Below are 24,734 nucleotides of genomic sequence, written 5' to 3' on the forward strand. Positions count from 1 at the left end.
GTTAGTCGGATCCCACACGAGACCAATCCGCGAGGCGGTATGGGACAGTTTCAATCCAGCGTGGGCCTGATTACCGGTATCCCTATTCAGGATACGGTCAATCAGCTTATGGAGATCGCGTCCGTGCCGCGCGACACGCTGCAGTCGCGTACCGACGGGCTCACCGCTGAGCGCACCGCGCTCGACCAGCTCTCCTCGCTGCTGCTGGGACTCCGCTTCTCCGCCAACAGCCTGACCAACACCAGCAACTACACCGCGACCACGGCCAGCTCGAGCGACAGGTCGCTGCTGACAGTCAAAGCCAGCAACAACCCGCCACCCCAGCCTGGCACCTACACGTTCACCCCACTGCAAACGGCCACCACCCATCAGGCGGTGAGCAGTTCGTTCACCGACGTGGCCAGCCAGTTGTCGAGCGGATCGTTCCGCATCGGCGTGGGAGGTCACGTCGACGGTGGGATTCGCTTGAGCGAACTGAACTCCGGTGCGGGGTTCAACGCGGGCTTCATTCGCATCACCGACCGCAGTGGCGACTCGACCGAAGTCGACCTCCGCGCCGCAGTGACGGTGGACGACGTGCTGGACGCCATCAATAGCAATGGCAACATCGACGTCACCGCTTCGGTGGATGGTGATCGGTTTGTGATCACCGACAACACCGGCGGCAGTGGCAACCTGCGAATCAAAGAAGTCGGACTGGGCACCACCGCCACGAGTTTGGGGCTCAACAACATCAACGTGGCCGCCGATTCGGCGACGGGCTCCGACGTGGTCAGCTTGTACGCTGGCACGCGGCTCAGCTCGCTGAACGATGGCAACGGCGTACAGATTCACAGCGTGGGCGACATCCTGACGGTGTCCCTGGCGGACAACACCGAGTTGGACATCGACGTCAGCGACACCTCGACCCTGGGCGAGATTGTCGACGCGATCAACGCGGCAGACAACACGAAGCTCACGGCCGCCATCTCGGCCGACGGCAATCGCCTGGAACTGACCGACCTGTCGGATGACCTGGGCGGCACGTTCGCCGTGACCGGCACCGGCACGCTGGCGGAGGACCTGGGGCTGGACAACACGGCAAGCGGCGGAGTGATCACTGGCGACCGCTTGATCTCGGGCTTGCGCGATACTTTGGTCTCGTCACTCAACGGTGGCCAAGGTTTCAGCGAGCTGACCAGCATCGACATCACCACGCGCGACGGTGCACCGCTGGTGAACGTCGATCTCTCCGCGGCCGAGACCTTGAGCGACGTGGTCGAAGCGATCAACAGTTCAGGCGCCGACGTAACCGCGGCGATCAATAGCTCGCGGAGCGGAATCACGATCACCGACACCTCGGGCGGATCGGGCAACCTGGTGATCGCCAGTAGCGACTCGACCGCCGAGAACTTGGGCCTGGCCGTCGACGACACGGTGGGCTCGGTGAACTCCGGCAGCCTCAACCGGCAGATCGTCAGCGAATCGACGTTGCTTACCGATTTCAATGGCGGCAAAGGAGTACGGCTGGGCGACTTCCGCATCACGGACTCCGCCGGCAATCAAGGCACGGTGAGCCTCGACAACACCGACGCCGAGGCAGAGACCATCGGCGACGTGATCGACGCAATCAACGCCCTGTCGATCGAAGTCGAAGCCCGCATCAACGACACGGGCGACGGCATCCTGATTACCGACCTGGCGGGCGGCACGGAATCGCTTACGATCGCCGACCTGAACGGCGACGACTCCGCTGCCGATCTGCGCATCGCCACGGTGTCGACTTCGGCGAACGACAGCGAGCAACAGGTAATCGACGGTCGAACCAGTTTCGAGGTCGACCTGAGCGAACTGGAAATACCCGACAGCATCGCCCTGAGTTCGCTGAACAACGGCAACGGTATCACGCTCGGCGTGTTCGAGATTACCACCAGCAAGGGCGAGTCGTTCTACGTCAACCTGGGCAAGGCGGGCGAAGAGGCGTTCACCATCCAGGACGTGGTAGACAAGATCAACGCCGCCGCCGGGGATAAGAACGTCGAGGCCAAGATCAACGACGCGGGAACGGGCATTGAGGTTATCGACTCGGAAGAAGGCACCGAAACGCTCACGATCACCGACGTCGGATCGGGCACGGCCGCGGCCGAGCTGAAGCTGACCAACGCGTCGAAGTCGAACAGCTTCAACGGCACTCAGACGGTCAACGGATCGGGATTGTTTACCACCCAGGACGAAGACCTGAACGCTCTGGAGATCCTGGTCGAGCAGATCAATGAGTTTGACGGCGGCTTCGTCGCCAGCACCTTCTTTGACGGCACTGGCTACCGGCTCTCCATCACGTCGGAGAAGACCGGCGTCGATCAGGAATTGCAGATCGACTCGTCGCTCACCTCGTTCAGCTTCCAGGACGCCACCCGACCAAAAGACGCGGTGTTGCAGTTTGGCAATTCGGCTAGCGGCGGCATTGTGGTGACTTCGAGCAAGAACAAGTTCGACAACGTGGTGCAGGGACTCACAGTGGACGTCGTCAAGTCGTCGACCTCACCAGTGACCGTGGAAGTGGCGACCGACACTTCGAAGATCACACAGAGCGCCCAGAATTTCGTCGATTCGTTCAACTCGCTACGCACCACGATCGAACAGCTAACCACGTTCGACGCCGAAGCCAACACCACTGGCATCCTGTTCGGGCGGAACGAAGTGCTGCGGATTGAGACTTCGCTGTCGCGCGTGCTGACGCAAGCGTTTGGCAGCAGCAGCCAATACCGTTCGCTGGAGACGCTGGGAATCAGCCTGAACCAAGATGGCCAACTAGAACTCGACTCGAACAAGCTCACCGAGGCGTTCCTGGACGCCCCGAATGAGATCCAGCAGTTCTTCTCCCTGGACGGCGCGGGGGCTGTCGACAAGATCCAAGACGTCATCGATCAACTGGCGGGCGAGGAGAACTCGCTGATCGCCCGTCGCTACGACGCCCTCACGTCCACCATCGAGAACAACGAAGCGAGAATCGAAACGATGACCGCCTCGCTCGAGCGCGAACGTGAGCGAACGCTGCTGGAGTTCTACGCACTGGAAGAAACGGTGAGCCAACTGCAATCGAACATCAGCGTGATCGAGTCGATTCAGTACATCCAACCAGTTGGTCGCTCCAGCAGCAACTAATTAACGATACTGTGACAGTTCTTCACAAGGAAGGTTTTGAATATGTCCCAAGCAAACCCCAGCACTTACCTCGAATCGAAGGTAATGACGGCGTCGCCTGCCAAGCTCCACTTGATGCTCATCGAGGGCGGACTGCGATTCTGTTTGAAAGCGCAGAAGGACCTCGAAGAGAACAACGAGGGCTACGCCAACGACGCCATGATGCGGGCGCTGGACATCATTGGCGAGATGCTGGTGGGCGTTCGCGGCGGCCAGAGCGACATCAATCAGAAGCTCTGCGATCTGTATCAGTTCCTGTTCTACACGCTCACTTCGGCCTACGTGAACACCGACGCGGTGAAGCTGGCCGACGTGATCCGGATCCTCGAATTCGAGCGGGAAACCTGGCAACTTGCCTGCGAGCGGGCGCACGCCGACGATAGTAGCGAGCCGCCGGCGGAGCATAAAAAACCCGCCAAGACACCCGTGATCGCACCGCACGTCGCGCAGGCGACCACGCCGACGCAGGGCCTGTCGTTCGAGGCCTAACAGGCACCGGGCGGGGGCACTCGAAAAACCACGCGCAGCCGGGTAGGCTAGGGCTTTCTACAAGCCTTTCCGATCCGACTACCCTGCGAGTGTATTCGATGCCCGCCACCAAGCAGCTGATCCGCGTGGGACACAGCCCCGATCCCGACGACGCCTTCATGTTCTACGCCCTGGCGAAGGACAAGATCGACACGGGCGATCTGGAGTTCACCCACGAACTGGTCGACATCGAGACGCTCAACCAGCGGGCCTTCAACGGCGAGTTGGAGCTGACGGCCGTCAGCCTGCACGCGTACGCGTTCCTGCAGGACAAGTACATGCTGTGCACCTGTGGCGCCAGCATGGGCGACGGTTATGGCCCGATGGTCGTGGCTAAGGACGAAATGAGCCTGGAACAAGTCGCCACGAAGACGATCGCAGTGCCCGGCAAGCTGACCAGCGCGTTCCTGTCGCTACGGCTGTGCCTGGGGACCGAGTTCAACTACGTGCTGGTGCCGTTCGACGAGATCATTCCTGCGGTCGCCGCCGGTGAGTACCAGGGCCAGACGATCGAAGCGGGCTTGATCATTCATGAAGGGCAACTGACCTACAGCGAGCAAGACCTGAAGCTCATCGTCGACCTGGGCGTGTGGTGGCAAGAGGAGACAGGACTGCCGCTGCCGCTGGGAGCGAACGCGGTGCGGAAGGACTTGGGCGACGAGACGATCGGCGAAGTGCAACGTCTGTTGCGCGAGAGCATCGACTACGGACTCGAGCACCGCCAACCCGCGCTCGACTACGCCCTGCAGTACGGACGCGATCTGGACAACCAGAAGGCCGACAAGTTCGTGGGGATGTACGTGAACGAGTGGACGCAGGACTTTGGTCCGCGGGGTCGCCAGGCGGTAGCCGAGTTCCTGAAGCGGGGACACGAAGCCGGAGTACTGCCACAACTGGTACAGCCGGAATTCGTCGGCGACTGATTTGGTCAAGCCGAACGATGCCACCTGAAGCTCCCAGGTAGTCCCAACTCGACGTGTGGAAGATGTTAAACACAACGGCGCCGCCAATCGATTTATAGCCGCGCTGCTACCTGATTCTGTACGGCATGGCGGTCCAGCACAGCATCGACTAGAGAGTTAGCTGTTTACACATCAGCTTCTCCATCGATGAATTCTACAAGGTTTGCGTCTTCTATCTCTTCGTAGGTCGCCCACCCTGAAACCTCGCCTCCAAGCGAACAACCGTGCCCAGGCAACGGTGGGTCTGCAGTATTGAGATATTGTATTGGCCTATTTGCATCGATTGTAGGATCGTCCCATACGGTGCCACACTCCGTACAGACAAATGCGATTGACTTCCCATCCGAGCAACGAAACATGCCAACTACACCATTGTCGCAGATGGTACAGCTTCTTGCCAAATAGAACATTTCAACCCTTTCTACGGCTTCACATCTGGTCAAGCCGAACTTCTCAGCGGGCGTCCCTAGGCGGCTAACAGCCACTGCGCCACTTCTATTTTTGAAAATCCGAGGCGAATTGCCCGGCAGCGGTCGGAGTGTGACGTAGGCTTTTAATAGCCGGAGTCCTCTCCTGGCCCCCTTTTCCCGTTTGTCTCACCTTTCTTTTCTCACTGCAATGGGCGCCGCACAACGGCCGCCCACCGACAAAGGCAAACCTGTCGCGAGACAGGGACGCAAAGCCGTGGATCTCCTTCGGGAGACAGCCAGGTTACCGGACAATTTGCCCAACCGTCCGCGTCCGGACTGCAGGCACCCCATGTACTTCCTCCCTGGCCAGGTTCGCTCGTACGCAACCGCTTCTGACGTCCCGTTCCGCGATCTCATTAGTTGCGAATCGACTGCAGCGGCAGCAGCGATCGATGTTCGTAGCGAACATCAGCAACTGGTGCACCACTTGGAATTCCCGACGGAGGACCCAGCGGATTGGCAAGCTGCCAGTCCCACCACTTCAGGTGGGTAATCCCCTGGCCGGGGCAGCCTCGTCCCCTGTCCTGGGATAGGCCCGGTCGCAGACGGCAAGTAGTCCCCCCAACAGCTTGTTCGCTCACCGGGTCTATCCCTCTACATTTGGCGGTAATGCAGTAGCCGCCCGAAAAATGTTTGCACGGTCGGCTGCCCTTGTGGTAGGCTCGGTTGCTGTGTGGATCGCCCACTGCAACATGTGCCTCCCCGAGGGATCGACCATGTCAGTTTTCCGAACCTCCTTCATCGCGTGCCTGGCGTGCTTCTTGGTGAGTACGGAGGTCGCCCAAGCCGACTGCTGTGCAGGCCATCGCTCTGACTATTACGTCAGCCTCAGCGTGCGCGTGGGACCGAGCAGGGCCACGCCGTTTGCGGGCACCATCAACCCGCGGTACGCCAATCCAGGCTATGCGGCGACGCGATCCATCGGCGGGCCAGTCGCGACGGCGGGGCCAACCGACTTTCTCGTGCGGCAGGCTGCACTCGAGCAGGCCGCGCGGTACGAGTACGAGCAGTCGCTCCAGGCGCCAGTGCTTCATTCGCCAGTCACGCAATACGCTTCGGACGTGGAGTTGATGGATCAGCCGGCGAGCGAGGAAAGCGACTCGGACGAAGAGCCCGAACAAGAATGGTCGCCCGCCTATCCAGGGCAACAAGCACCGCGACACATCGCCGCGCAGGATTCACCGCGGCGGGTCGCCACCAAGCAGGTGACCACAACGAAAGCAGCGGAGCCGCGCCGCAGAACAGTGTCTTCGCGTCCCGCCACCAAGAGCGTGGGCGCGTACAGTTCACCGGCCGCGATGCGATTGGCCAACAGCCTGCAAAAGGCCGGCTTGGGTGGCTAAGCCCCTCAAGAAGAGACGTCCATCAGTTCGCTCGATTGCTCGCCGCGAACTTTCTCCATGGTCACGCGATTGCCGCGCTCGTTGTACACGACGGTGGTCATGTACGCCTTGATGAGCATCAGCCCGCGGCCGCCACAGGCTTCGAGCTGTTTTGCGCTGCGACAGTCGGGCACGTGCTCGGGAATGAAGCCGGGGCCTTCGTCCTCGACCTGCAGCCAGAATCGCTCGGGGCTCACTTTGCACCCGAGCGTCACCTGCTTCGATTCGTCGCACTTGTTGCCGTGGCGAATCGCGTTGGTGAGCGACTCCTCCAGCGCCATTTGCACGCCGAACAGTTCGCGGTCGCTCCAGCCAAGCTTGGTTAGTTGGCCGAGGATCTCCTCCATCGACTCAAGATGAGCATTCCTGCGGCTGGGAATGCTGCGCTCGAGTGTCCAACTCCAGTTGTGCTGGTCCATGGCTCGCCTTATCGCGGTTGCCACGCTGTCGACCGACAACCAGTCGTGGCGAAGGATGAAACGTATACCTGCCGGTGCGATGGTGGCCGCGCTTGCGAGCCTTGCCGTGCGCGGTGCCCATGCTGTGAACTTTCGACCCCCTGAACGTTATAAAACTGCCAGGGCGTCTGCCTCGTCGTCCTTTATTTGGAACAACTTGGTGAGCTTGGTGATGGCAAACACCTCGTAGATTTCGGGGCGTATGTTGGTAAGGATCAGCTCGCCATCGTGAGTACTGACCTTCTTCTCAAAGCTGATGAGCTTTCCGAGCGCGGCGCTCGAGAGAAACTCAACGTGCGAAAAATTCAGGACGAACTTCCGGTAGTCGTGACGTTCGACCAGGTCGTACAGCTCCTGGCCCAACTCTTGAATCTCGTCTTCGTCAATGATCTTCGAGTCGGCAAACGTCACGACGGTTACGCCGCCGGAATCGCTCGTGTTGATTCGCTTGGTATCAGGCATCGGCCGGGGCCTTCAGGAACTTGGTGGAGGGCAGGAATACGCCGCGGTTGGGCGCGGATGGTGGCTGTTTTTGCCGTAAATAATAATACTCGCGGCCCACCCCGCCTGCAAGTCGAGCTGATTCGACGGCCCCAGGTGCGCATAGCTGCCCGCTGCGGCTCGCACTAACCGGGCCGCGGCATCGCCAGACTGTGCAGCACCAGCACCGCACCGATCGAAATCAGGCACCAGCCCAGCCATTCGGGTGGCTGGAAGGTTTTGTTGCCGATGGGGGCGACCGAAGTGGCCACGCTGTTGTCGCTGGCCGAAGCCACAGCGCCGCTGGAGCGATCGGCCAGGAATTTTGTGGCTTTCGCCGACAGCGTGTACGAATCGACCATCCGCACTTGAATGCCGATCAGCAGGATGAAAACACCCAGAAAGAAAAACTGATTGCGATTGAATTCCATGGCGGCGATCCTCCTTGGAGGGTTGGTGCGATGGCGAACGACAGCCGTACAGCAACGACGGACCCTCATCCACATTTATCGTGGATTACTGACTCCCGTAATGAACAAGACACCTCGGCGCGCGGTGCTAGGAGTGCTGCCCGGCAGGAGGGTTGCGCGGGTTGTGCCGCTCAGAGAGAGGGAGGACTTTAGTCCTGCGCTGGCGGTGCGGCAGGCAGGATTTTTTCCAAGCCGCGACCCACCGCGTCGTTCACCGCATCGACCGCTGCGCCTTTGATGATCTCGTCCTTGCCGGCCGTCATCAGGTCAACGACCAACTCCGGGTGACTGCGCCAATCCACCGGCTTGAAGTCGCTCACGTTTACGTAGATGTCCGACATTCGGGCGGACTGCTTCGGCACCAGGTGCAGTCCGTCGTCTGCATGCACCACGCTGTAGTGCGACATCGCGTGGTACAAGCCGAATCCCACCGCCAGGCCGAGTAGAAAGTTGTATAGTTTTCCCACGGCAAAACTCCAGGAAGCAGGCACCAGATGCGGACTTTTCTCACGAACATTATAAGGTACGCCCGAAACTGGAACACGGGCCACCTTGTGCGCAGGTGCTTGCAGATAGGGTTTAGCGCCGTGTGCACCCCTTAGACGGGCACCGGGGTAGCCGGTACAACTGTATCTCTCGGCAAACTCGCCCCTCCCTGCCCCTGCTCCCCTTCCCCCCTGCCCCCACATCCTCGCCGCCTGCCATGTCCGCCGACGCCACCGCCGACGCGATGAGCCCACCGAGCGATTCAGGCGAATACGAGGAGCCAGCGCCCCAGGCGGGTCTGAAATCGGCCACGTTCATCGGTTTGCTGCTCACGCAGCTCTTGGGTGCGACGAACGATAGCATCACGCGCTGGCTGGTGATCGGCATCGGCAAAGAGAACTTCACCGAAGAGCAAGCGAGCCAGATGCTGGTCGCCGGATCGGTCTGCTTCATCCTGCCCTACCTGCTGCTCGCCGCACCCGCGGGTTACCTGGCCGACCGGTTTAGCAAGCGCGACGTGATCATCTGGTGCAAGGTGGCGGAGATCGCCCTGATGGTGCTCACCGTGCTGGCGGTGCACCTGAACTGGAACTGGCTGCTGTTCACCTCGGTAGCGTTGATGGGCGCGCAGAGCGCTTTGTTCGGACCTTCGAAGCTGGGCAGCATCCCCGAGATGTTGCACCAAAATGCAATCTCGGCCGCTAATGGTCTGATCGGTTTCGTCACGGTGTTCGCCATCGTGATTGGCACCGCCATCGGTGGTTGGCTCGCCACGGCCCACGTGCACAACCGCTTTGGCAGTTACGACTGGTTGGTAGAACTCAGCGTACTGGTGGGCATCGCCGTGGCGGGATGGTTCACCAGTTTGTGGATCACCTTCCTTCGCGCCGCGCAACCCGAGATGCCGTTCCCGTGGGACTTCGTCAAACGCACCTGGGCCGACGTTAAGATCCTGGCGGCCGATCGCGCGCTGTTGCTCGTAGCGCTCGGCAGCATGTTCTTCTGGTCGCTCGGTACGCTATCGCAACTCAACATCGATCAGTTGGTGTACGAACATGGTGGCAGCGATCAGGTGCAGGTCGTACCTGGACTGGTGGCGCTAGTGATCGGCATGGCGCTCGGTAGCTTGCTGGCTGGCATGTGGTCCAACGAGCATGTGGAACTCGGCATCCTGCCGCTGGCCGCCGGTGGGCTAGTGCTGTTCACGTTTCTGCTCTACCCGCTGGATGGCAACTTCATCATCACCGGCGCGGCCGGCGACGACTGGCAGATGACACCGCACTACATGCTCGCCTGCTTCTACTTCGCCATGCTGGGCATCAGCTCCGGCTTGTTCGTGGTGCCGATCACCGCCTTCCTGCAACATCGCAGCAAGCCCGAAGTGCGCGGCGCGATCCTCGCCGCTTCGAACTTCCTGATGTTCTCCGGCATGTTGTTTGTCACCTTGGGATACCTGGCCTTGCGGACCCCGCGTTTCACCGGCCAACCGCTGTTCGACGCGCAGCAGATTTTCCTGATCTGCAGCCTGCTGACACTGCCGGTGATGGTTTACATCGTGTATCTGATTCCGCAGTCGACCACCAAATTCGTCGCGTGGCTGCTGGCCCACACGGTGTATCGCATCAAACTGGTGAACCGCGACAACCTGCCGATCGAAGGCGGGGCGCTGCTGGTGGCTAACCACGTGACCTGGGCCGACGGCATTTTGCTGATTTCCAGCTCGACACGCCCCATCCGGCTGATGATTAAAAGCGACCTCCTGAACGCCCCCTGGAAGCGGCGTTTGGCCCGCATGATGGGCGTGATTGAGGTGCCTAGTTCGCCCAGCGCCGCCCGCAAAGCGATCCGCCAGGCACGCGAGGCCCTGGCCGGCGGCGAGATTGTCGCCCTGTTCGCCGAGGGCCAAGTGACCCGCAGTGGGCAGCTCCAATCCTTCACGCGGGGGCTGCTCTCCCTGGTGCGAGGCACCGGGGCGCCGGTAATTCCGGTCTATCTCGATGAACTCTGGGGCAGTATGTTTAGCTATCGTGGCGGGCGACTTTTTGGGCGTTGGCCTTCGCAATGGCCTCACCGCGTCTCGTTTTGGTTTGGTCGCCCCATCAAGAATCCGACTAGCGTCGCACAGGTCCGCGAGGCGGTACAGCAGTTAGGAGCCGAAGCTGCCGTGAGTCGACACGCAAGAAGCACCAATGTCATCCGAACCATGATCCGGACGTGCCGCAAGGCGCGATTCCGCTGGAAAATCTCCGACACCACCACCGACGGCGTCACCGGTGGGCAACTGCTGATGCGGACCATCATCCTGCAGCGACTGCTGGTCCGCGAGGTGCTATCGGCCGACGATCAGTACATCGGCGTGCTGATCCCCCCGTCGGCCGGCGGAGCGATCGTGAACGCCGCGCTCACCCTGTCGCGCCGCGTGGCGGTGAATCTGAACTACTCGGCCACCGAAGAGGTCATCAACAGCTGCATTCGCCAGGCTGGCATCCGCCACATCCTGCTCACTCGCCAAGTGGCCGAGCGGCTGCCGATCGACGTTTCGAAGCTCGACGCCAAGCTGGTGTACCTCGACGACCTGCGCGAAAAGCTCACGCTGGGCGACAAGGTGCTCGGCGCGCTGAACGCCTACGTCACGCCGGCATGGCTGCTCGACTCGATGTACGGTCTCACGAAGATCCAGCCCGACGATGTGCTGACGGTCATCTTCACCTCCGGCTCCACCGGCGAGCCGAAGGGTGTAATGCTCACGTTCCGCAACGTGGCCTCTAACGTCGATGCGATCGACCAGGTGATTCAACTCCGCTCCGGCGATACGATGCTGGGCATTTTGCCGTTCTTCCACTCGTTTGGCTACACGGTCACGATGTGGGGCCCGCTGTCGCTCGACATCCACGCCACGTACCACTTCAGCCCGCTCGACGCCAAGGTGATCGGCAAGCTGGCCGAGAAGCACAAAGCGACCATCCTGCTGGCCACGCCCACGTTCCTGCGTTCGTTCACCAAGCGCTGCACTCCGGAACAATTCGCCACGCTCGACGTGGTGGTGGTCGGTGCGGAGAAGCTGCCCAGTTCGCTATCCGACGCCTTTGAACAACGCTTCGGCGTGCGGCCGGTCGAAGGGTACGGCACCACCGAACTTTCGCCGCTGGTGAGTGTGAACATCCCGCCGAGCCGCTCGCACCACGAAGAGGTCGACTCGAAGGAAGGCACCGTCGGCCGCCCCGTGCCTGGCGTCGCGGCCAAGGTGGTTCACCCCGAAACGTTCGAAGACCTCCAAGGCGGCCACACCGGCATGCTGCTGATCACCGGCCCCAACGTGATGAAGGGCTACATGAACCAGCCGCAGAAAACCGCTGAAGTGCTCCGCGACGGTTGGTATGTCACCGGCGACATCGCCCACATCGACGCCGACGGGTTCATCCAGATCACAGGGCGCGAGAGTCGCTTCAGCAAGATCGGCGGCGAGATGGTCCCCCACATTGGCGTGGAAGAGGCCATCGAAAAGTGCGTCGGCATCGAGGACGACGACGAATCGCCCCGCGTGGTGGTAACCGCCGTGCCGGACGAGCGAAAGGGCGAGCGACTAATCGTGGTGCACCGCACGCTGGAGAAAGATGCCGAGTCGATCTGCGCCGAACTCAAACAGGCCGGGCTTCCCAATCTATGGATCCCCAACATCGACAGCTTCATGCTGGTCGAAGAAATCCCAGTACTCGGCTCCGGCAAGCTCGACCTGAAGGGCATTGCGATGCTGGCGAAGGAAAAGTACGCCGCAGGGTAAGCCAAGCATCCCGGCAAGCGATGCACCGCCTAGCGGTACTCCAACTGCGCGGTCGCCGTGGTCGTGGCGGACGACTTGATGCGGAGCCAATAGGCACCAAAGCCGTCCGCGAAGTCGTACTCCAGGTCTTCGGCTGGCGAAACTTCGAGTTCCACCACGGTCGCCCATTGGCCTGTCCCCGTGTAGTCGGCTTCGATAGTGAATGTCACCGCTTCGGGGTGTTGGTGAGAGAGGTTGAGCGTCTTCTGGTCGTAGCCGGTCGCCAAGTAGGCATCACTCGCCTCGCCCGCTTCGATACGGCTATCGAGCCAAGGTCCGCCCACTCCGCGGGGCTTGCCGAAAGACCACAGGTCGTCGACCGTGCCGACCCACAGGGCGCACTGGCCATCGTCGCTACGCACGATGTGCTGGCCCTCGCTTTCGGCCGCCAGGCCGCTCATCACCAGCAGGCCACGATAGCTGGCGTAGTCGTGGATGTGCCGGTTGTGCGTGGCTATCGGCCGCAGCTTGGCGAAGCCTCCCGCGTTGGTAGCCGGCAACTCGAAGAATGTGCCTCCCGCGTTGAGCAGGTTTCGCTCGGTACAGATCTCGCGGCACCGCCGAACTTGTGCGAGCGCTGCAGGCTTGTCGATGGCCGCATCGCCGCGCGGCAGTCGCCAGCGATTGCCCGCTTCGTCGACGTACAATAACGAAGCGGCATCGGCCTCCAAAAGCGATGGAGAGATGCCTACGTGTTGCTTCATCCACTGGGCGGCCGCCTGGTCGTCGACTCGTTGCAACGACAGCTCGCCGTCCAGGTCATAGCATCCCAACTGGCCAGCGTCGTCTGCGGCGAGAAAACGCAGCGCCCGCGCGTTGTCGCCTCGTGCATACAGCAGCCCTCCGGTATTCGCGTGCTGCTGCGGTGGGGCAAAGGCACGAAATATCTCCGCGGGTTCCTCGGGGCGAGGATCCTCGTTGCGGTAGTGGAAAAACGCGGTTACCTGCGAGCTGGCGCGGTCCAGCGCAAGACGAATCCACTCGCCCTGCTGCGCTTTCTCGAATTCCAGCCACAGGGCTTCTCCGGGTGCAACCGTTACGCTGCGGATCTCACGCCAGTTTGGTTTGCCGTCCACATCCACTTCTAGCTTCAAGGTCACCGGCTCACGGCCTTGGTGCGTGAAGTACAGCGAACGCTTGTCGAAACCGGCAAACAGGAACGGATCGCTCGGCACGTTGGCTGGCGCGTCGTCCTGTAGCCACACGGCACCACGACCGAGGGGTGGACCTAACGAGTCGAGTTGATCGGGGGCAACAAACCACAGGTTCGACTGCGATTGCCCAGGAGCGGCTAGATCGCCCTTCAGCGGCTGCTTGTTCAGGAACTCGCTGCGAGCGGTATCGTCGCAGCCAAACACCACGCGATCCTGCCAACAGCAAAAGTCGCCCACCACTTTCAGATAGCTCGATCGTGGCATGATGCCGGCTGTGTCGGCAGCCGAGAAGGTCTTGGGAAATTGCCAAAACTGCCCGTGCATGGTCATCAGCAGTTCGTCCTCGCCGATGTCGCGGATACGCGGCCACTCGGTGTTCCAGCCGTGCGCGCCGTCGTAGCAGTGCGAGGTCTTTGGCAGGCGGAATGAATGCCACTGGCCCTGATCCAGCATCATTAGAATCAGCGAACGATGGTCCCAGCCAATCGTCCACAACCGGTCGTCATCGGGGCGATTTCCTTCAATGCCTCCTGGTCCGGTCACTTCGGTGAACTGATTCCGACGGACGATCGTCCATTCGCCCGCCTGCCCGTCCCAAGTCGCCAGCACTCCGCTCGGTACCGTCGGGTCGACGCGCGCGGCGGGGGCATGGTCGCCATTGTTGGCGTACACGTATCGGCCTTGGGCGGAGTAAAAACCCTTGCCATGGTAGCCGGGCAAATCGGCTTTGCGACCGCTATCGAGATGTTCATCCGCCCACAGCTCGCGCACGGCGAGCGTGTCGACGTCCACTTCGTAAACTCCCTCCTCCATGGTCGCCAGCAAGATCTTACTCGCCGGTTCGGTTAAATGCCGGGCGAGTCCCGTGGGGCGGCCAAACATCACCGAGTAAGGAATCACGCGGACCTTGCGCTCGCTGTCGATCGCGTAAGGGCCGATGAACAACTGCCGCGACTCTCGATGAATCATCCGGTTCGCAGGAGTCCCACCGATGCTCTCAGGGCAAACTATTTGTTGCAACTCGGGCGTGATCTCGTAGAGCTTGTCGCTCGAACCTCGGGGGCTATGCGGTGCGTACGTTACCACCCAGAGTCGATCCGCCCACGGAACCACGGCCCCCGTACCGCACTCCTTTTCGTCGTTGAACATCGCCAGGTGCGGGTAGATGCCAGAGACCGCGCGAGGACTCGTCGCTGTCACCTCGCAGTCCGTCAACAGGAGGCAAAGAACCGCTAGACAAGAAAATGTTTGCTGGAGCATCACGCCACGACCGGAACCAGTGCTACGGTTGGGAGAATCAGACGCGTCGCATTCGAGCGTTCGATCAACTCTCCGGGCGCTTCCGCCGTTCGGTCCGCGACTTATCCACTATCGTGCCGAGCCGACGCTCCAAAGTGGAGGTGCCTTGAGCCAGGGCCTGCTCCACGGTGCCGGCTCGCACGTCGATACTCACCGGCGACATCCCGGCGGGCCGGGCTTCCATCAGGCAGCGAATCGCATCCGGGCCGCCCTTCGCTTGGCTATTCACATCGTTCAGGTGAACTTCCACCCGGGTCAGCCAGTCGCCAAACCGGGCGAGCGACTCGGCAATCTCGTCGCGCCACTTCTCTACCGACTCGGATTGCACGTCGATGTGACTATCGCTGTTGATGTTGATTTGCATTTCGACCTTTCGCGAGCGTTTCCTGCACTATATCAACCAGACCTTACTTCCAGCGTACGCTTTCTGCAGCCGAAAGTGTAGCCGTCCTTGGAGAGACACTCGGCATTCGACCTATTGCTCCACCTTTTGCTGCACTTCCACTCGGACGTCGCCGCGGAATGGGCCGCCGCCGCGATGCCAGTGCTTTGCTTCCACAGCGTTGGTGGAAGCGCTGATGTCGATCTGCTCGAAGGCAGTCTGATCGCCAACACGGTTCTCGAAGTACACGGCTGATTTGAGCTTTCCGTCATCGCTCAGAATCGTCAGGTTCCTGGCCGTGAGGTTGCCAACCGTTTTGTTGCTGTTTGCACGGTCGGGCCAGATCACTAACGACACGCCGTGCCCGAAGGTACCGCGCGGTTCGCCACGTTGGTTGGGGTTCCGAATCAAAAGCCCCTCGATGCGGGTGCGCAGGTTTCCAGCGGTGCGAAAGCCGTCCTCGCCGGGGTCGACCACCTTACAATCCCGCAAGATTAACTCGCCCTCGGTGTCGCTCGGCCCCAGGTCAAGCCCGAACCCAAAGCCGTCTTTAACGCTCTGGCAGCGGATAAACGACACGGTTGCCTCTTCATCAAGCGAACCGTCGTACGCCAGCGTGACCCCGCCCGTCAAGTTGCCCTCGCTTCGGCAATCTTCGAACAGGATTTCCTGCACCAGGTCCTCACTGCGATTCGGTTCGATGTCGACTCCCTTTCCTGGGCTCACTCCATGCGTGTTCGAAAATGTGCAGCGGCGAAACGCCACGTCGCGGGCAGAGGTAATCGAACAAGCGTTGCGCCGGCTGCGGTCGAACGTGCTGTCGAACACGCGAACTGCGTGCACGCCGTGGCCACCGATGTAGATGCCATCTCCCCAGCAATCCGATACCGTGCAGTCGCTGATCTGGATGTGGTGTGCGCCGCTGGCGACTTCAATGCCATGGCCCCATTCGCCGCCGGTGGCCGTGTGATGTTGCCGGTCGCCGATGATCGTAGCGCCCGAAATCTGCACATGCTGCACGTCGCGTAGGGCGATGATCGCGTAGTGCGGCAGCGCGTTGGGTATCACACGCAATACAGCACCTTCGTCGAACACCAACTGCGTGTGGTCCCTGGGAACCAAACCAGACTCCGCAGCAATGGCGTACACGCCCGATCGAAAGCGTACCTTCCGCGCACCCGAGTCCAACGCCTGCTGGCACGCCGGCGTATCATCTTCTCCGGTCACTGCAGCCCACCACTGAGGATACACTTCGCCAGCGAACGCGTCAGCAAACCTCACCCGGCCTTTGCCCGCAAAGATGGGCTCCAATCGCTCGGTTGAAAGCGAACCCGACACGTTCAGTGTCACCCCTTCCTCGAGGTGCAGCACCGCAGCCGGACTCAACCGAAGGTGGACGTTCTCCGGCACCGACAGCGACTCCGCCACCCGCCATTTGCCTGCCGTCAGGCGAAGCGACTCGCGGGAGTTCCCAATCTCTTCGAAGGCTGCAGCCAGTGCGGCATTCGCCGACGCCTCCCCAGCGGCCAACACGTGCTCGGCGCGTGTCCACGTTGCGTTACACATCCCTATTAGGAGCGTCAGGACGGTGGTGGTGATGGCTACAGAACATCGGGGCGTCGAAGGCATGGAATGGCTTAAATTGGCTTATTGCGGAAATGGACGGTTGGTAGTCATTGTACACAATCGTCGTTCTTGGTTGCGAAGCGGGTCGAGGCGTAGGCACCAGCCATGGTGGCTGCACCGCTTCGTTTTTTGCGGTGGGCTATTGACCCCGCGGGCCCGGTGTATTACTATATTAATACACATGGACACATCGCCTCTCCAGTTCGACATCGCTCCCTCCAGCGGAGTGCCCATCTACCGACAAATTGTCGACCAGGTGGTCGCCTTGGTGGCCGGGGGGCGGCTCGCGCCGGGCGACTTCCTGCCGAGTGTCCGCCAAGTGGCCCAGGCGGCCGACGTGAATCCCATGACGGTCAGCAAAGCGTACGGGCTGCTCGAAGCCGACGGTATTGTCGAGCGGATTCGCGGGCAGGGCATGTCCGTTTCGGCCGACGTGGCCAGCGGTCCCTTGGCCGAACGCCGCAAGCAAGCTCAAGAGCTGCTCGCTCCCGCCATCCATCGCGCCCGACTATTGGGCCTCACCGATAAACAAATTCGTGCTTTGTTCGAAGCCTCACTCAAGGACTCCACAAGATGAACCAGCACACACAACCCGCCGTCCTGGCCGCCAGGCTCTCCAAGAGCTTCGCCAGCAAACAGGTGCTCACCGATCTCGATCTTTCCATCGCACCCGGCACCGTGCTGGGATTGTTGGGCGCGAACGGTTCGGGCAAGACCACGCTGATCAAGTGCCTGTTGGGACTGTTCCGCACTTCCGGCGGCCGCGCCGAACTATTTGGACAGGACTCCTGGAACCTGTCGGCCGGCGTCAAGGAGCGAATTGGCTACGTGCCGCAGGAAGTTGCCACGTATCCGTGGATGCGAGTTCGCCACGTGATCGACTATACGGCCGCGTTCTATCCGCGTTGGAATCGCGAACTGGTGGCCGATATGTGCCGGCGGTGGCGGGTGCCGCTCGACGATCGCTCCGGCACGCTCTCGGTGGGACAACTGCAAACGCTCGGCATCGTGCTCGCGCTGGGGCACGAACCGGAACTGCTGATCCTCGACGAGCCGGTCGCCAGCCTCGACCCTGGCGCGCGTCGTGAGTTCCTGCGAACGCTGATCGATCTGGTCGAGCATCCCAACCGCACCGTACTGTTCAGCACGCACATCACCAGCGACCTGGAACGCGTCGCCAGCCAGATCGCCCTGTTGCGCGGCGGGCAGATCGAATTCTGTGGCGAACTCGACCTGCTGAAGGATCGCGTGAAGCGGCTGCGTATCCTCGCCGATCAAAATTTGCCGTCGAGTTTCGCCGTGGCCGGTGCGCTATCGTGTCAGGTCGACGGGCGATTGGCCGTGGCCACGGTGGCCGACTTCTCGCCACAGGAAATCGACGAGCTCCGCGGCACCTGGAACGCGGAAGTCACCGTAAGCGACCTGAACCTCGAAGAGATTTTCGTCGAGCTGCACGAAAGCGAGTCGCCCAAACTGTCACCCGCCGATCTAGTGGGAACCGCGTCATGAACACTTACCTTGCTGTTGCTCATACCTACACTTCCAGGCGCTGGATGGTGCTTGCTTCAGTCGGAGGCTTGTTATGTTTGGCCGCCATGCTCTTTGCGATGGGCCGTGCCAGCGACACCATGCAGGGCGGAGTGATGGGAATGAACTCCCTCGCTTTGCCACTGATGATCGGCGGACTGCTGTTGGCGATGCAGGCCAAGTACCAGTTCGTTCATCCCCGCGCGCGGCTGACGCCTGGATTCGCCACGCCGCACATTGTTGTACTGATTGTCTTGCTGCTTTGCCTGGTGGTGCTCTACCCCATGGTAGCCAGTTGGCATTTGCACTACGCACCGCTGGGCGCGCTGGCCTTCAGCGCCCTATTCGTCGCGCTAGTCGTGTGGCAAATCCAGGTCATGAGCGGACTGCTTTCCTTGGCAAGTTTGGCACTCTTCTTCAGCTACTTTCAGCCAACCATCGCCGCGTTCTGGGTAGCCGACGCGCCAGGCCTTGCGTTGCCTCGAATCGCGGTTTTCCTCGTCGGCCTGGTCGGCATCGGCGCTTGGCTGTGGCGGCTCACCATCATGCGCGAGCAGGATGGCGACTACCTGGTGCCGGTTCAATCGGGATTCAGCCAGCAGTCGCGGATGGAAAAGTCGGAGGCTCGCCAATTGATAAGTCGTTGGATTTCGCGCAATCCGCTGCAGCGGTTGGCCGTCGATAGCTGGCACGACCGCCTCGCTACGCTTCCGCCGCAATCGGAAGCCGACCGGCCACGACTGCTCCGCTACGGCATGTGGATGGTGCCGATGCCGCTGATGGCCGTGCAGATGCTGGTGATGATTGTGGTGATCGCTTTGGTGCAATTTCTCATGTTCAACAGTATGAAAACGGGCGAAGGTGGCATTCAGCCCGGACCGATGGTGCTCGGCCAACTCGCCATTCTGTCGCTAGTCACCCCCTTTATAGGTTGCCACATGCTGGCCACTCGACGGACGCGTCTGGGACAGGACCTGCTACTGCCGCTCACGCGCGAGGCGCTGATCGACGGATTCCGGCGACAACTGGTCGCCATGCTACTATGGACGCTCGGGCCGGCGGCCATCGGTGCCGCGGTGGCCGCTCCGCTGATAGCGCCCGATGTAATCACGCTGGACAAAGTGTTCGCCGCAGTCGCCACGGGCATCGCCATCCAACCGTTGATGCTCGCCCTGTCCCTGCGGCTGGCCCTCATCCAGTCGGGACTGAAGCGCATGTTCGGCATGGTGTTGGTCTTGTACCTGCTGATGGGTATCGCGGTAGTTTCGTTCTCCACGTTCACCAAAGCCGGCTATGGCTGGGGAGCCCTGATCGTGACGATGACCCTGGCGCTCGGCATATGGAGCCTCAAATGGGCACGCAAGGCATGGCTAAACGCCGAGTTCGGATAATGTAGCTCGACTCTGCGAGTCGAAACGCTCGAAGTACGATGGCCGCCTCGGCCGTCGGTGGGTGAAGAACGCACCACCCAAGGTTTTTGGATGCCACTGCTGGTTCATCGAGCGTGGCCCTTGTAGTGCGTGTCGAAATCAAGCGACACCGGGTTCTTCGCCGCCCGGTGGAATGGAGCCAGCAGTGCTCCTTGGGGTTTGCATTTAGAGCACTGCTGGCTCGTGGCAACGTGGCGGTAAGTCACTCGCACGTTGTCTGCCGAGATGCGGTATTCTCACGGCACACGACGATAAACCAGCAGTGGCACCCAGAACGATTGTGAATTCTCTCTTCTCTGTTGCCTCCCATGAAGCATTCGCCGTCAAGTCGTTGGGTGGGTGGTTCTGCCGGCGCAGTGCTTCGCCATTTGGAGCAATCATCCACCGGCAGGTTCACCCACCGTTCACCATAGTCGCCAATGGTGGGTGAACCCATCGGCGGGAACAATCCTTGGCCGAGACCCGTTGTCCTCGCCGATGGAACCACCCACCCTACTTACTGTCCGTGCTACCTACTGTACTATTCGAATGCACTGTGATGGGTCCGCGCGAGCTGAGACTCGCTTGACCCATCCTACTTCTCTGCTTTCTCTGTTGCCTCCTGTTCCCTGATTCTGCGAGGTCGTAGCGTCTTGGCGGTAGCACGGCGAGAAAAATCTCGATCTTCTCGTAACAACGCACTCCGCAATCGTATGAGGAAGCAACAACCTTCCCATAGGGCCGGACTCGCTTCGGCCACTTCCACTAACCTACGATTTGAGGAAATGAATCGATGAAGAATACATTTTTGTTTCTGTTTGGTCTCGCCGTGGCTGTGAGCAGTATCGGCGAGGCTCAAGCGGCCAACGGACTCCCGAAAGTGGATTTCCAAATCGGGCAAATCTACCCCTTAGGCCAAGGCTTGGCCATCCCGGTGAAGAATGGCGGATTTGTCAGGTCGCCAGGCACGACCGTGTCGGTAGCAATCTACGACGGCCAAAGCCGGCAACTGCTGATGACCAAGATCCTGTCGGTGGCCGCCATGCAGCCCAACCAAAGTCGACGCGTGATCGTAGTCCCGCCGTCGAACGCTCAGTCGGTAGTCGTCAAGGCCACCATCGATCCCGGTAACCGAGTACAAGAGACGAACGAGAACAACAACATGACCTCGTCTCGCCACTGATACTCGCTACCGAATCGATCCCCTCGCAGGAGCCGGCCCATCTTGGGTCGGCTCCTGTTTTTTGTTGGAGCAATCGTAGTGGTGAATGCAGGTAGCTACCGTCGCCAGACGGTGGATGCGTTGCCAAGCACGTTTGCAGCCCCGATTTATTGTGCGCCGCGTGTGCATGCTATCCTCTTCTCTGCTTCCTCTGTTGCCTTCTGTTCAAACGTCTCTCGAGAATTGCCGTAACTGCGCTTAGCTTGTTACGGCCTACGTCATTCCCGGTATGGAAGTATCATGGCCGCCTCGGCCGTGACGAATTCTGGCTACGGCCGGGGCGGCCATAGTACAGTGCCATTCGTATGTAGCTAACATCGCCAGACGGTGGATGCGTTGCCACGAACGTTTGCGGCCCCGATTGTCATGTGCTCTTGGTGGGGGCGTCCACGCTCTGGCGAGCGTAGCTACGGGCGCTCGGAGCGTGGAGCGAATGGCTACTTTCTCTTTCGCGCTTGGTAGTTGTCTTACACCCGTTTGGTAGAACTTAGGTAGACGAAACTGTACACGCATATACCTACCTAAGGAGCCCGAAGATGGCGAGACCACGAGTACTAGACGATGTGAAAAAAGGTGAAATTGCCGCCCTGCTTTCTACCGGGATGAGCATGTCGAATGCGGCTCGGTACGTTGGTTGCGATCGGAAGACGATTCGGCGGGAACGTGAAGTCGACGAGGCGTTTGACGAGCGGATTCGCCGGGCTCAGATGGGGGCCGAGTTGAAACCTCTGCAGGCGATTCGGGAAGCGGCTTCCAAGCATTGGCGGGCGGCCGCCTGGCTCATTGAGCGGCAGGACAAGCAGCGCGCTGCGCGGCGGAAAGCCAAGCAGGCCGACAAGGTGACCGTGTCGCGGAAGCAGCTTGCCAAGGTGGCGGTGAAGGTCAAGCGGGCGGCGCTATCCTTGGTCGCGTTTCCTGAATTCGAAGCGGAGGTGGCGCAGAAGATCGACGAGGCGCTGGTCGAACTCGCGCCGGTGCTGGCGGCGCCGCGACCATCCGCGCCTGAGCCGGTGGAAGTTGAAATAGAAAAAGAGGTCGCCAAGGAAGCTGCCAAACCAAACGGCGCGAAATCCCCTTCACCAACCAAACCAACGTGGCAGCAGTCGGCCGCGTTTCTCGAGCAGCTTCGCCCGGAGCGATATGGTCCACCGGCCGAGCGGCCGGCCGAGCCGCCGACGGAAAAGGAGCTGAAGTTCGCCGCGGCGCTGCAGGACTTTCGCGACGACTTGTTCGCGGAGCTCAGGAAGGAGCATGCTGAGCGAATGGGTGAAACATGCGGGGAACAACTCGGTGGGGCAAAACCAGCCGACGTGCAAAAAGAGTCGGAAAACACCGAGGTTGGCGATGAGTCGTAGGGGGTGAACTTCTCGGGTTTTGGGCCAATGGATGGGATGTTGGGGAAAAACCAACCCAAGTGGGTAGCACGGACAGCTGGCCGGAGTTGCTCTAGCCATATGCCACGTGCACCACGGCCAGTTGTCCGTGTGCGCAGCACAAGAGGTCTTGGAAGGTACCTTACGGATAGCGTTAACACCTCTTGTCGCAAGCGACACCGACAATCGGTCGAACAAGCGTGTTGGATATAGCAATGCTGCGCGCGACCGACTGTCGGTGCTACCCGATGTTAGTAGCCGGATCGCCACGCGGTGCGCGATTGGTCCACTCAATCCTCCGTCTGGCGACGGAAGCTACGGAGAAGGTGCGCGCGTGGAGGTGCTACTCCTTTGCTGCGAGCTTCACCAGCACGGGATAGTGGTCCGAGGGATAGACTCCGTCGAAGTGGGTGCGGATGATCTCGGCCGAGAGAACCTTCCACTTGGGCGCGCTAAAGACGTAGTCGATCGACTGGCCTTGCGTGGCGCCGCGGAAGCCGTTGAAGGTGAGTTCGTCATCGCTCACGTCCGGATGCGCCTGGCGATAGGCGTTTATTAGTTGTAGGCGCTCGTCGGCCAGGAGTCCGGTAATCGCTGGGCTGTCGGGCTTGGCGTTGGTGTCGCCGGTCACGATCGCTCGGTCGGCAAGGTCCATCGCGGCCAGACGATCGGCAATGAGCTCGGCGGAGAACTTGCGTGCGGTCTTACCCACATGGTCCCAATGCGTATTGAGAAACACGAACTGCTGGTCATCGTTTTCACGGTCCTTGAGCTGCACCCACGAGGCGACGCGCGGACACGCGGCATTGGGATGTTGACTGCCGGGCTCGGCGGGCGTTTCGCACAGCCAGAACGTGCCTTGGTCGGTGCGCTCGAAGCGTTCGCGGCGGTAGAAGATCGTACAGTGCTCGCCTGCTTTGTCGCCATCGTCGCGACCGACAGAATAAACATCGTACTCGGTGAGATGTTGCTTGAGATCCTCGAGTTGGTTAGGTCGGACTTCCTGGAGTCCCAACACATCGGGCGCTGCCTGATCGATCACCTCGAGCACCAAGTCGCGGCGATGGGGACCGGTGGTCGTCGACCACGCGGTCTCCGGCGGCGACACACGGCGGCCACCGTCGTAGCGAATGTTGAAGGTCATCACCTTGAGCGGTTCGGCCGCCGAAAGCGGCTCGCAAGCGAACCCCACAACGAACAGCAAAGCCAGGAGGACGGACTTGGAATTAGCAGACATGGCGATGGGGCCTCTGGTGTGTTTGCAGAAGTCACGGGCATGCGAAGTGGCCGCTCGATGCATGATACCAGTTTCCCAGCCAGCCGGCAGCCATGCGCCAGGCTCTGCACGAGCGCGCAGGTGCGGACAGAATGGGCGCAAGAGAATTCGCCTCGGCACGCGCGGCAGACCGCGCGCAGCGTGGGCGATGAGAAGCAGTCATCGACCAGGACGACAAAAGTGGTACTAGCCGATGACGATGTGAGCGTCGACGGGCGACTCGATCAGACCGACTTCGATGCTGAAGTTGCCCCACTCGCAGTGGAACGGCAACGACAACGGTTTAACCTTGGACGGAAAGCGAATGGAGTGGTTATGACCGACGATGACCGTGGGCAAGGCCAAGCTCATTTCCAGGCTTTGCAACTGGGTCTTGGCATTGCCGGCGATCATGTTGGTCAGCTCGCCCACCGTGTCGACGACGTCTTCGTCGAGATCGGTGTAGGTTCCACCCATGAGCGTGCGTGTAGCTTCGAGTGCCACGTCGGCTTCGAAGCTAATGACCACGTCGCCATGGGCCTTGCCCGACAATCCAATGATGCCGGTGATGTCGTACTGGGGACAGAATGTCTCGTTGACGCTCAAGCCAGTCCGCTGGACATTCGCGCCGAGCATCGTTTTGAAGACATCGACGGTCGACTCGATAAACGGGTTAATGTATTCCGCTCGCATCAGCGTTTCTCCGAATTAACTGTGTTCCGCCTTGAAAGGTTAGGCCAATGAGAGTTTCTCGATCTTCGCCAGTAGGGCGTCCGCCTCGAAAGGCTTGGTCAGGTAGTCGGAAACTCCCGCCTGGATGGCTTGTAACACGCTTTGCTTTTCGCCTTCGGTGGTCACCATGATGATCGGCACGGTGCTTCCGGTGCCACGGATTTCTTGGATGACTTCCAATCCGGTCTTGTTGGGCATGTTCCAGTCGGTGAGTACCAGATCGAAATGCTCTTGGCCAAACTTGGCAATGGCGTCAGCGCCATCGACTGCCTCGGTGATTTCCGAGATTCCAGCGGCATTCGCCGCACGAACAATGATCTTCCGCATTACGCCAGAATCGTCAGCAATAAGTGCCTTGATGCTCATCTCAGCTAGTTACTTTCTATTAGGTCGATACGACGTTGCGCCCCTACAAATCGCTGCGACGGCAAACCGCCCTGGTGGCCTGCAGACACAGTCCACTGCCAGATAGATAGGTTGTAAAACCGCACCATGCAAATAGTTGGTCCCATACTT

The 24,734-nt window shown here is 60.6% G+C and carries 20 protein-coding genes and 1 riboswitch; of the genes, 10 read left to right on the top strand and 10 right to left on the bottom strand.

Going from position 1 to position 24,734, the window contains the following annotated elements; all coding sequences use genetic code 11:
- Positions 1 to 39: 39 nt before the first annotated feature.
- The 4 genes from fliD (at position 40) to ACQK2L_RS28950 (ending at position 6,486) form a co-directional block, all read left to right on the top strand.
- On the top strand, positions 40 to 3,144 hold the full coding sequence (gene fliD, locus ACQK2L_RS28935; RefSeq protein ID WP_425400530.1) for a flagellar filament capping protein FliD: 3,105 nt from the start codon (positions 40 to 42) through the stop codon (positions 3,142 to 3,144).
- A gap of 42 nt (positions 3,145 to 3,186) precedes the next feature.
- Complete coding sequence (fliS, locus tag ACQK2L_RS28940; RefSeq protein ID WP_425400531.1) at positions 3,187 to 3,672, top strand: flagellar export chaperone FliS; 486 nt, start codon at positions 3,187 to 3,189, stop codon at positions 3,670 to 3,672.
- Positions 3,673 to 3,770: 98 nt separating this feature from the next.
- A complete protein-coding gene (locus tag ACQK2L_RS28945; protein WP_425400532.1) occupies positions 3,771 to 4,634 on the top strand; it encodes a menaquinone biosynthesis family protein in 864 nt (287 codons plus the stop codon).
- Between the two features lie 680 nt (positions 4,635 to 5,314).
- Positions 5,315 to 5,392, top strand: a riboswitch (cyclic di-GMP riboswitch).
- A 467-nt stretch (positions 5,393 to 5,859) separates the two neighbouring features.
- Positions 5,860 to 6,486 (top strand): hypothetical protein, encoded by a 627-nt coding sequence (locus ACQK2L_RS28950; RefSeq protein WP_425400533.1) that lies wholly within the window; start codon positions 5,860 to 5,862, stop codon positions 6,484 to 6,486.
- Positions 6,487 to 6,491: 5 nt separating this feature from the next.
- On the opposite strand, the gene ACQK2L_RS28955 is transcribed toward ACQK2L_RS28950, so the two are convergent.
- The 4 genes from ACQK2L_RS28955 to ACQK2L_RS28970 all read right to left on the bottom strand — a co-directional run bounded on the left by ACQK2L_RS28955 (position 6,492) and on the right by ACQK2L_RS28970 (position 8,400).
- The gene (locus ACQK2L_RS28955) at positions 6,492 to 6,944 is read right to left on the bottom strand and encodes an ATP-binding protein (RefSeq protein ID WP_425400534.1); all 453 of its coding nucleotides are present in this window, start codon (positions 6,942 to 6,944) and stop codon (positions 6,492 to 6,494) included.
- A 147-nt stretch (positions 6,945 to 7,091) separates the two neighbouring features.
- Complete coding sequence (locus tag ACQK2L_RS28960; protein WP_425400535.1) at positions 7,092 to 7,445, bottom strand: STAS domain-containing protein; 354 nt, start codon at positions 7,443 to 7,445, stop codon at positions 7,092 to 7,094.
- Positions 7,446 to 7,609: 164 nt separating this feature from the next.
- Entirely contained in the window at positions 7,610 to 7,894 is a 285-nt protein-coding gene (locus tag ACQK2L_RS28965) for a hypothetical protein (RefSeq protein ID WP_425400536.1), read from the bottom strand.
- A gap of 188 nt (positions 7,895 to 8,082) precedes the next feature.
- Entirely contained in the window at positions 8,083 to 8,400 is a 318-nt protein-coding gene (locus tag ACQK2L_RS28970) for a hypothetical protein (RefSeq protein WP_425400537.1), read from the bottom strand.
- A gap of 236 nt (positions 8,401 to 8,636) precedes the next feature.
- On the opposite strand from ACQK2L_RS28970, the gene ACQK2L_RS28975 reads away from it, so the two are divergent.
- On the top strand, positions 8,637 to 12,200 hold the full coding sequence (locus tag ACQK2L_RS28975; protein WP_425400538.1) for an acyl-[ACP]--phospholipid O-acyltransferase: 3,564 nt from the start codon (positions 8,637 to 8,639) through the stop codon (positions 12,198 to 12,200).
- 29 nt (positions 12,201 to 12,229) lie between these two features.
- Here ACQK2L_RS28975 and ACQK2L_RS28980 read toward each other — a convergent pair whose 3' ends face one another.
- The 3 genes from ACQK2L_RS28980 to ACQK2L_RS28990 all read right to left on the bottom strand — a co-directional run bounded on the left by ACQK2L_RS28980 (position 12,230) and on the right by ACQK2L_RS28990 (position 16,640).
- Positions 12,230 to 14,593, bottom strand: a complete 2,364-nt coding sequence (locus ACQK2L_RS28980) for a hypothetical protein (protein ID WP_425400539.1) — start codon at positions 14,591 to 14,593, stop codon at positions 12,230 to 12,232.
- Positions 14,594 to 14,717: 124 nt separating this feature from the next.
- Complete coding sequence (locus tag ACQK2L_RS28985; RefSeq protein WP_425400540.1) at positions 14,718 to 15,056, bottom strand: hypothetical protein; 339 nt, start codon at positions 15,054 to 15,056, stop codon at positions 14,718 to 14,720.
- A gap of 111 nt (positions 15,057 to 15,167) precedes the next feature.
- Positions 15,168 to 16,640: a right-handed parallel beta-helix repeat-containing protein gene (locus tag ACQK2L_RS28990; protein ID WP_425400541.1), complete on the bottom strand. Its 1,473-nt coding sequence runs from the start codon at positions 16,638 to 16,640 to the stop codon at positions 15,168 to 15,170.
- Between the two features lie 241 nt (positions 16,641 to 16,881).
- Between ACQK2L_RS28990 and ACQK2L_RS28995 the strand changes: the two genes are divergently transcribed.
- From ACQK2L_RS28995 to ACQK2L_RS29015, 5 genes are all read left to right on the top strand, one after another.
- Positions 16,882 to 17,277, top strand: a complete 396-nt coding sequence (locus tag ACQK2L_RS28995; RefSeq protein WP_425400542.1) for a GntR family transcriptional regulator — start codon at positions 16,882 to 16,884, stop codon at positions 17,275 to 17,277.
- Positions 17,274 to 18,209, top strand: a complete 936-nt coding sequence (locus tag ACQK2L_RS29000) for an ABC transporter ATP-binding protein (RefSeq protein ID WP_425400543.1) — start codon at positions 17,274 to 17,276, stop codon at positions 18,207 to 18,209. The genes ACQK2L_RS28995 and ACQK2L_RS29000 overlap by 4 nt, the downstream gene beginning before the upstream one ends.
- Entirely contained in the window at positions 18,206 to 19,618 is a 1,413-nt protein-coding gene (locus tag ACQK2L_RS29005; RefSeq protein ID WP_425400544.1) for a hypothetical protein, read from the top strand. The genes ACQK2L_RS29000 and ACQK2L_RS29005 overlap by 4 nt, the downstream gene beginning before the upstream one ends.
- A gap of 811 nt (positions 19,619 to 20,429) precedes the next feature.
- A complete protein-coding gene (locus ACQK2L_RS29010; RefSeq protein ID WP_425400545.1) occupies positions 20,430 to 20,819 on the top strand; it encodes a CARDB domain-containing protein in 390 nt (129 codons plus the stop codon).
- A 575-nt stretch (positions 20,820 to 21,394) separates the two neighbouring features.
- Positions 21,395 to 22,213: a hypothetical protein gene (locus tag ACQK2L_RS29015; protein ID WP_425400546.1), complete on the top strand. Its 819-nt coding sequence runs from the start codon at positions 21,395 to 21,397 to the stop codon at positions 22,211 to 22,213.
- 361 nt (positions 22,214 to 22,574) lie between these two features.
- Here the strand turns inward: ACQK2L_RS29015 and ACQK2L_RS29020 are convergent, their stop codons facing one another.
- The 3 genes from ACQK2L_RS29020 to ACQK2L_RS29030 all read right to left on the bottom strand — a co-directional run bounded on the left by ACQK2L_RS29020 (position 22,575) and on the right by ACQK2L_RS29030 (position 24,584).
- Positions 22,575 to 23,468 carry an endonuclease/exonuclease/phosphatase family protein gene (locus ACQK2L_RS29020; RefSeq protein WP_425400547.1) on the bottom strand — a complete coding sequence of 298 codons (894 nt, stop codon included), beginning with the start codon at positions 23,466 to 23,468 and terminating at the stop codon, positions 22,575 to 22,577.
- 225 nt (positions 23,469 to 23,693) lie between these two features.
- Positions 23,694 to 24,179 carry a chemotaxis protein CheX gene (locus ACQK2L_RS29025; RefSeq protein WP_425400548.1) on the bottom strand — a complete coding sequence of 162 codons (486 nt, stop codon included), beginning with the start codon at positions 24,177 to 24,179 and terminating at the stop codon, positions 23,694 to 23,696.
- 39 nt (positions 24,180 to 24,218) lie between these two features.
- Entirely contained in the window at positions 24,219 to 24,584 is a 366-nt protein-coding gene (locus tag ACQK2L_RS29030; RefSeq protein WP_425400549.1) for a response regulator, read from the bottom strand.
- Positions 24,585 to 24,734: the final 150 nt, after the last annotated feature.

Source organism: Aeoliella sp. (assembly GCF_965227375.1).
GTDB lineage: Bacteria > Planctomycetota > Planctomycetia > Pirellulales > Lacipirellulaceae > Aeoliella.

What these genes read in the sequence shown, in the direction of transcription:
- fliD (WP_425400530.1), top strand. Translation starts at nt 40, where the DNA reads ATGGGACAGTTTCAATCCAGCGTGGGCCTGATTACCGGTATCCCTATT.
- fliS (WP_425400531.1), top strand. Translation starts at nt 3,187, where the DNA reads ATGTCCCAAGCAAACCCCAGCACTTACCTCGAATCGAAGGTAATGACG.
- ACQK2L_RS28945 (WP_425400532.1), top strand. Translation starts at nt 3,771, where the DNA reads ATGCCCGCCACCAAGCAGCTGATCCGCGTGGGACACAGCCCCGATCCC.
- ACQK2L_RS28950 (WP_425400533.1), top strand. Translation starts at nt 5,860, where the DNA reads ATGTCAGTTTTCCGAACCTCCTTCATCGCGTGCCTGGCGTGCTTCTTG.
- ACQK2L_RS28955 (WP_425400534.1), bottom strand. Translation starts at nt 6,944, where the DNA reads ATGGACCAGCACAACTGGAGTTGGACACTCGAGCGCAGCATTCCCAGC.
- ACQK2L_RS28960 (WP_425400535.1), bottom strand. Translation starts at nt 7,445, where the DNA reads ATGCCTGATACCAAGCGAATCAACACGAGCGATTCCGGCGGCGTAACC.
- ACQK2L_RS28965 (WP_425400536.1), bottom strand. Translation starts at nt 7,894, where the DNA reads ATGGAATTCAATCGCAATCAGTTTTTCTTTCTGGGTGTTTTCATCCTG.
- ACQK2L_RS28975 (WP_425400538.1), top strand. Translation starts at nt 8,637, where the DNA reads ATGTCCGCCGACGCCACCGCCGACGCGATGAGCCCACCGAGCGATTCA.
- ACQK2L_RS28985 (WP_425400540.1), bottom strand. Translation starts at nt 15,056, where the DNA reads ATGCAAATCAACATCAACAGCGATAGTCACATCGACGTGCAATCCGAG.
- ACQK2L_RS28990 (WP_425400541.1), bottom strand. Translation starts at nt 16,640, where the DNA reads ATGTGTAACGCAACGTGGACACGCGCCGAGCACGTGTTGGCCGCTGGG.
- ACQK2L_RS28995 (WP_425400542.1), top strand. Translation starts at nt 16,882, where the DNA reads ATGGACACATCGCCTCTCCAGTTCGACATCGCTCCCTCCAGCGGAGTG.
- ACQK2L_RS29000 (WP_425400543.1), top strand. Translation starts at nt 17,274, where the DNA reads ATGAACCAGCACACACAACCCGCCGTCCTGGCCGCCAGGCTCTCCAAG.
- ACQK2L_RS29005 (WP_425400544.1), top strand. Translation starts at nt 18,206, where the DNA reads ATGAACACTTACCTTGCTGTTGCTCATACCTACACTTCCAGGCGCTGG.
- ACQK2L_RS29010 (WP_425400545.1), top strand. Translation starts at nt 20,430, where the DNA reads ATGAAGAATACATTTTTGTTTCTGTTTGGTCTCGCCGTGGCTGTGAGC.
- ACQK2L_RS29015 (WP_425400546.1), top strand. Translation starts at nt 21,395, where the DNA reads ATGGCGAGACCACGAGTACTAGACGATGTGAAAAAAGGTGAAATTGCC.
- ACQK2L_RS29020 (WP_425400547.1), bottom strand. Translation starts at nt 23,468, where the DNA reads ATGTCTGCTAATTCCAAGTCCGTCCTCCTGGCTTTGCTGTTCGTTGTG.
- ACQK2L_RS29025 (WP_425400548.1), bottom strand. Translation starts at nt 24,179, where the DNA reads ATGCGAGCGGAATACATTAACCCGTTTATCGAGTCGACCGTCGATGTC.
- ACQK2L_RS29030 (WP_425400549.1), bottom strand. Translation starts at nt 24,584, where the DNA reads ATGAGCATCAAGGCACTTATTGCTGACGATTCTGGCGTAATGCGGAAG.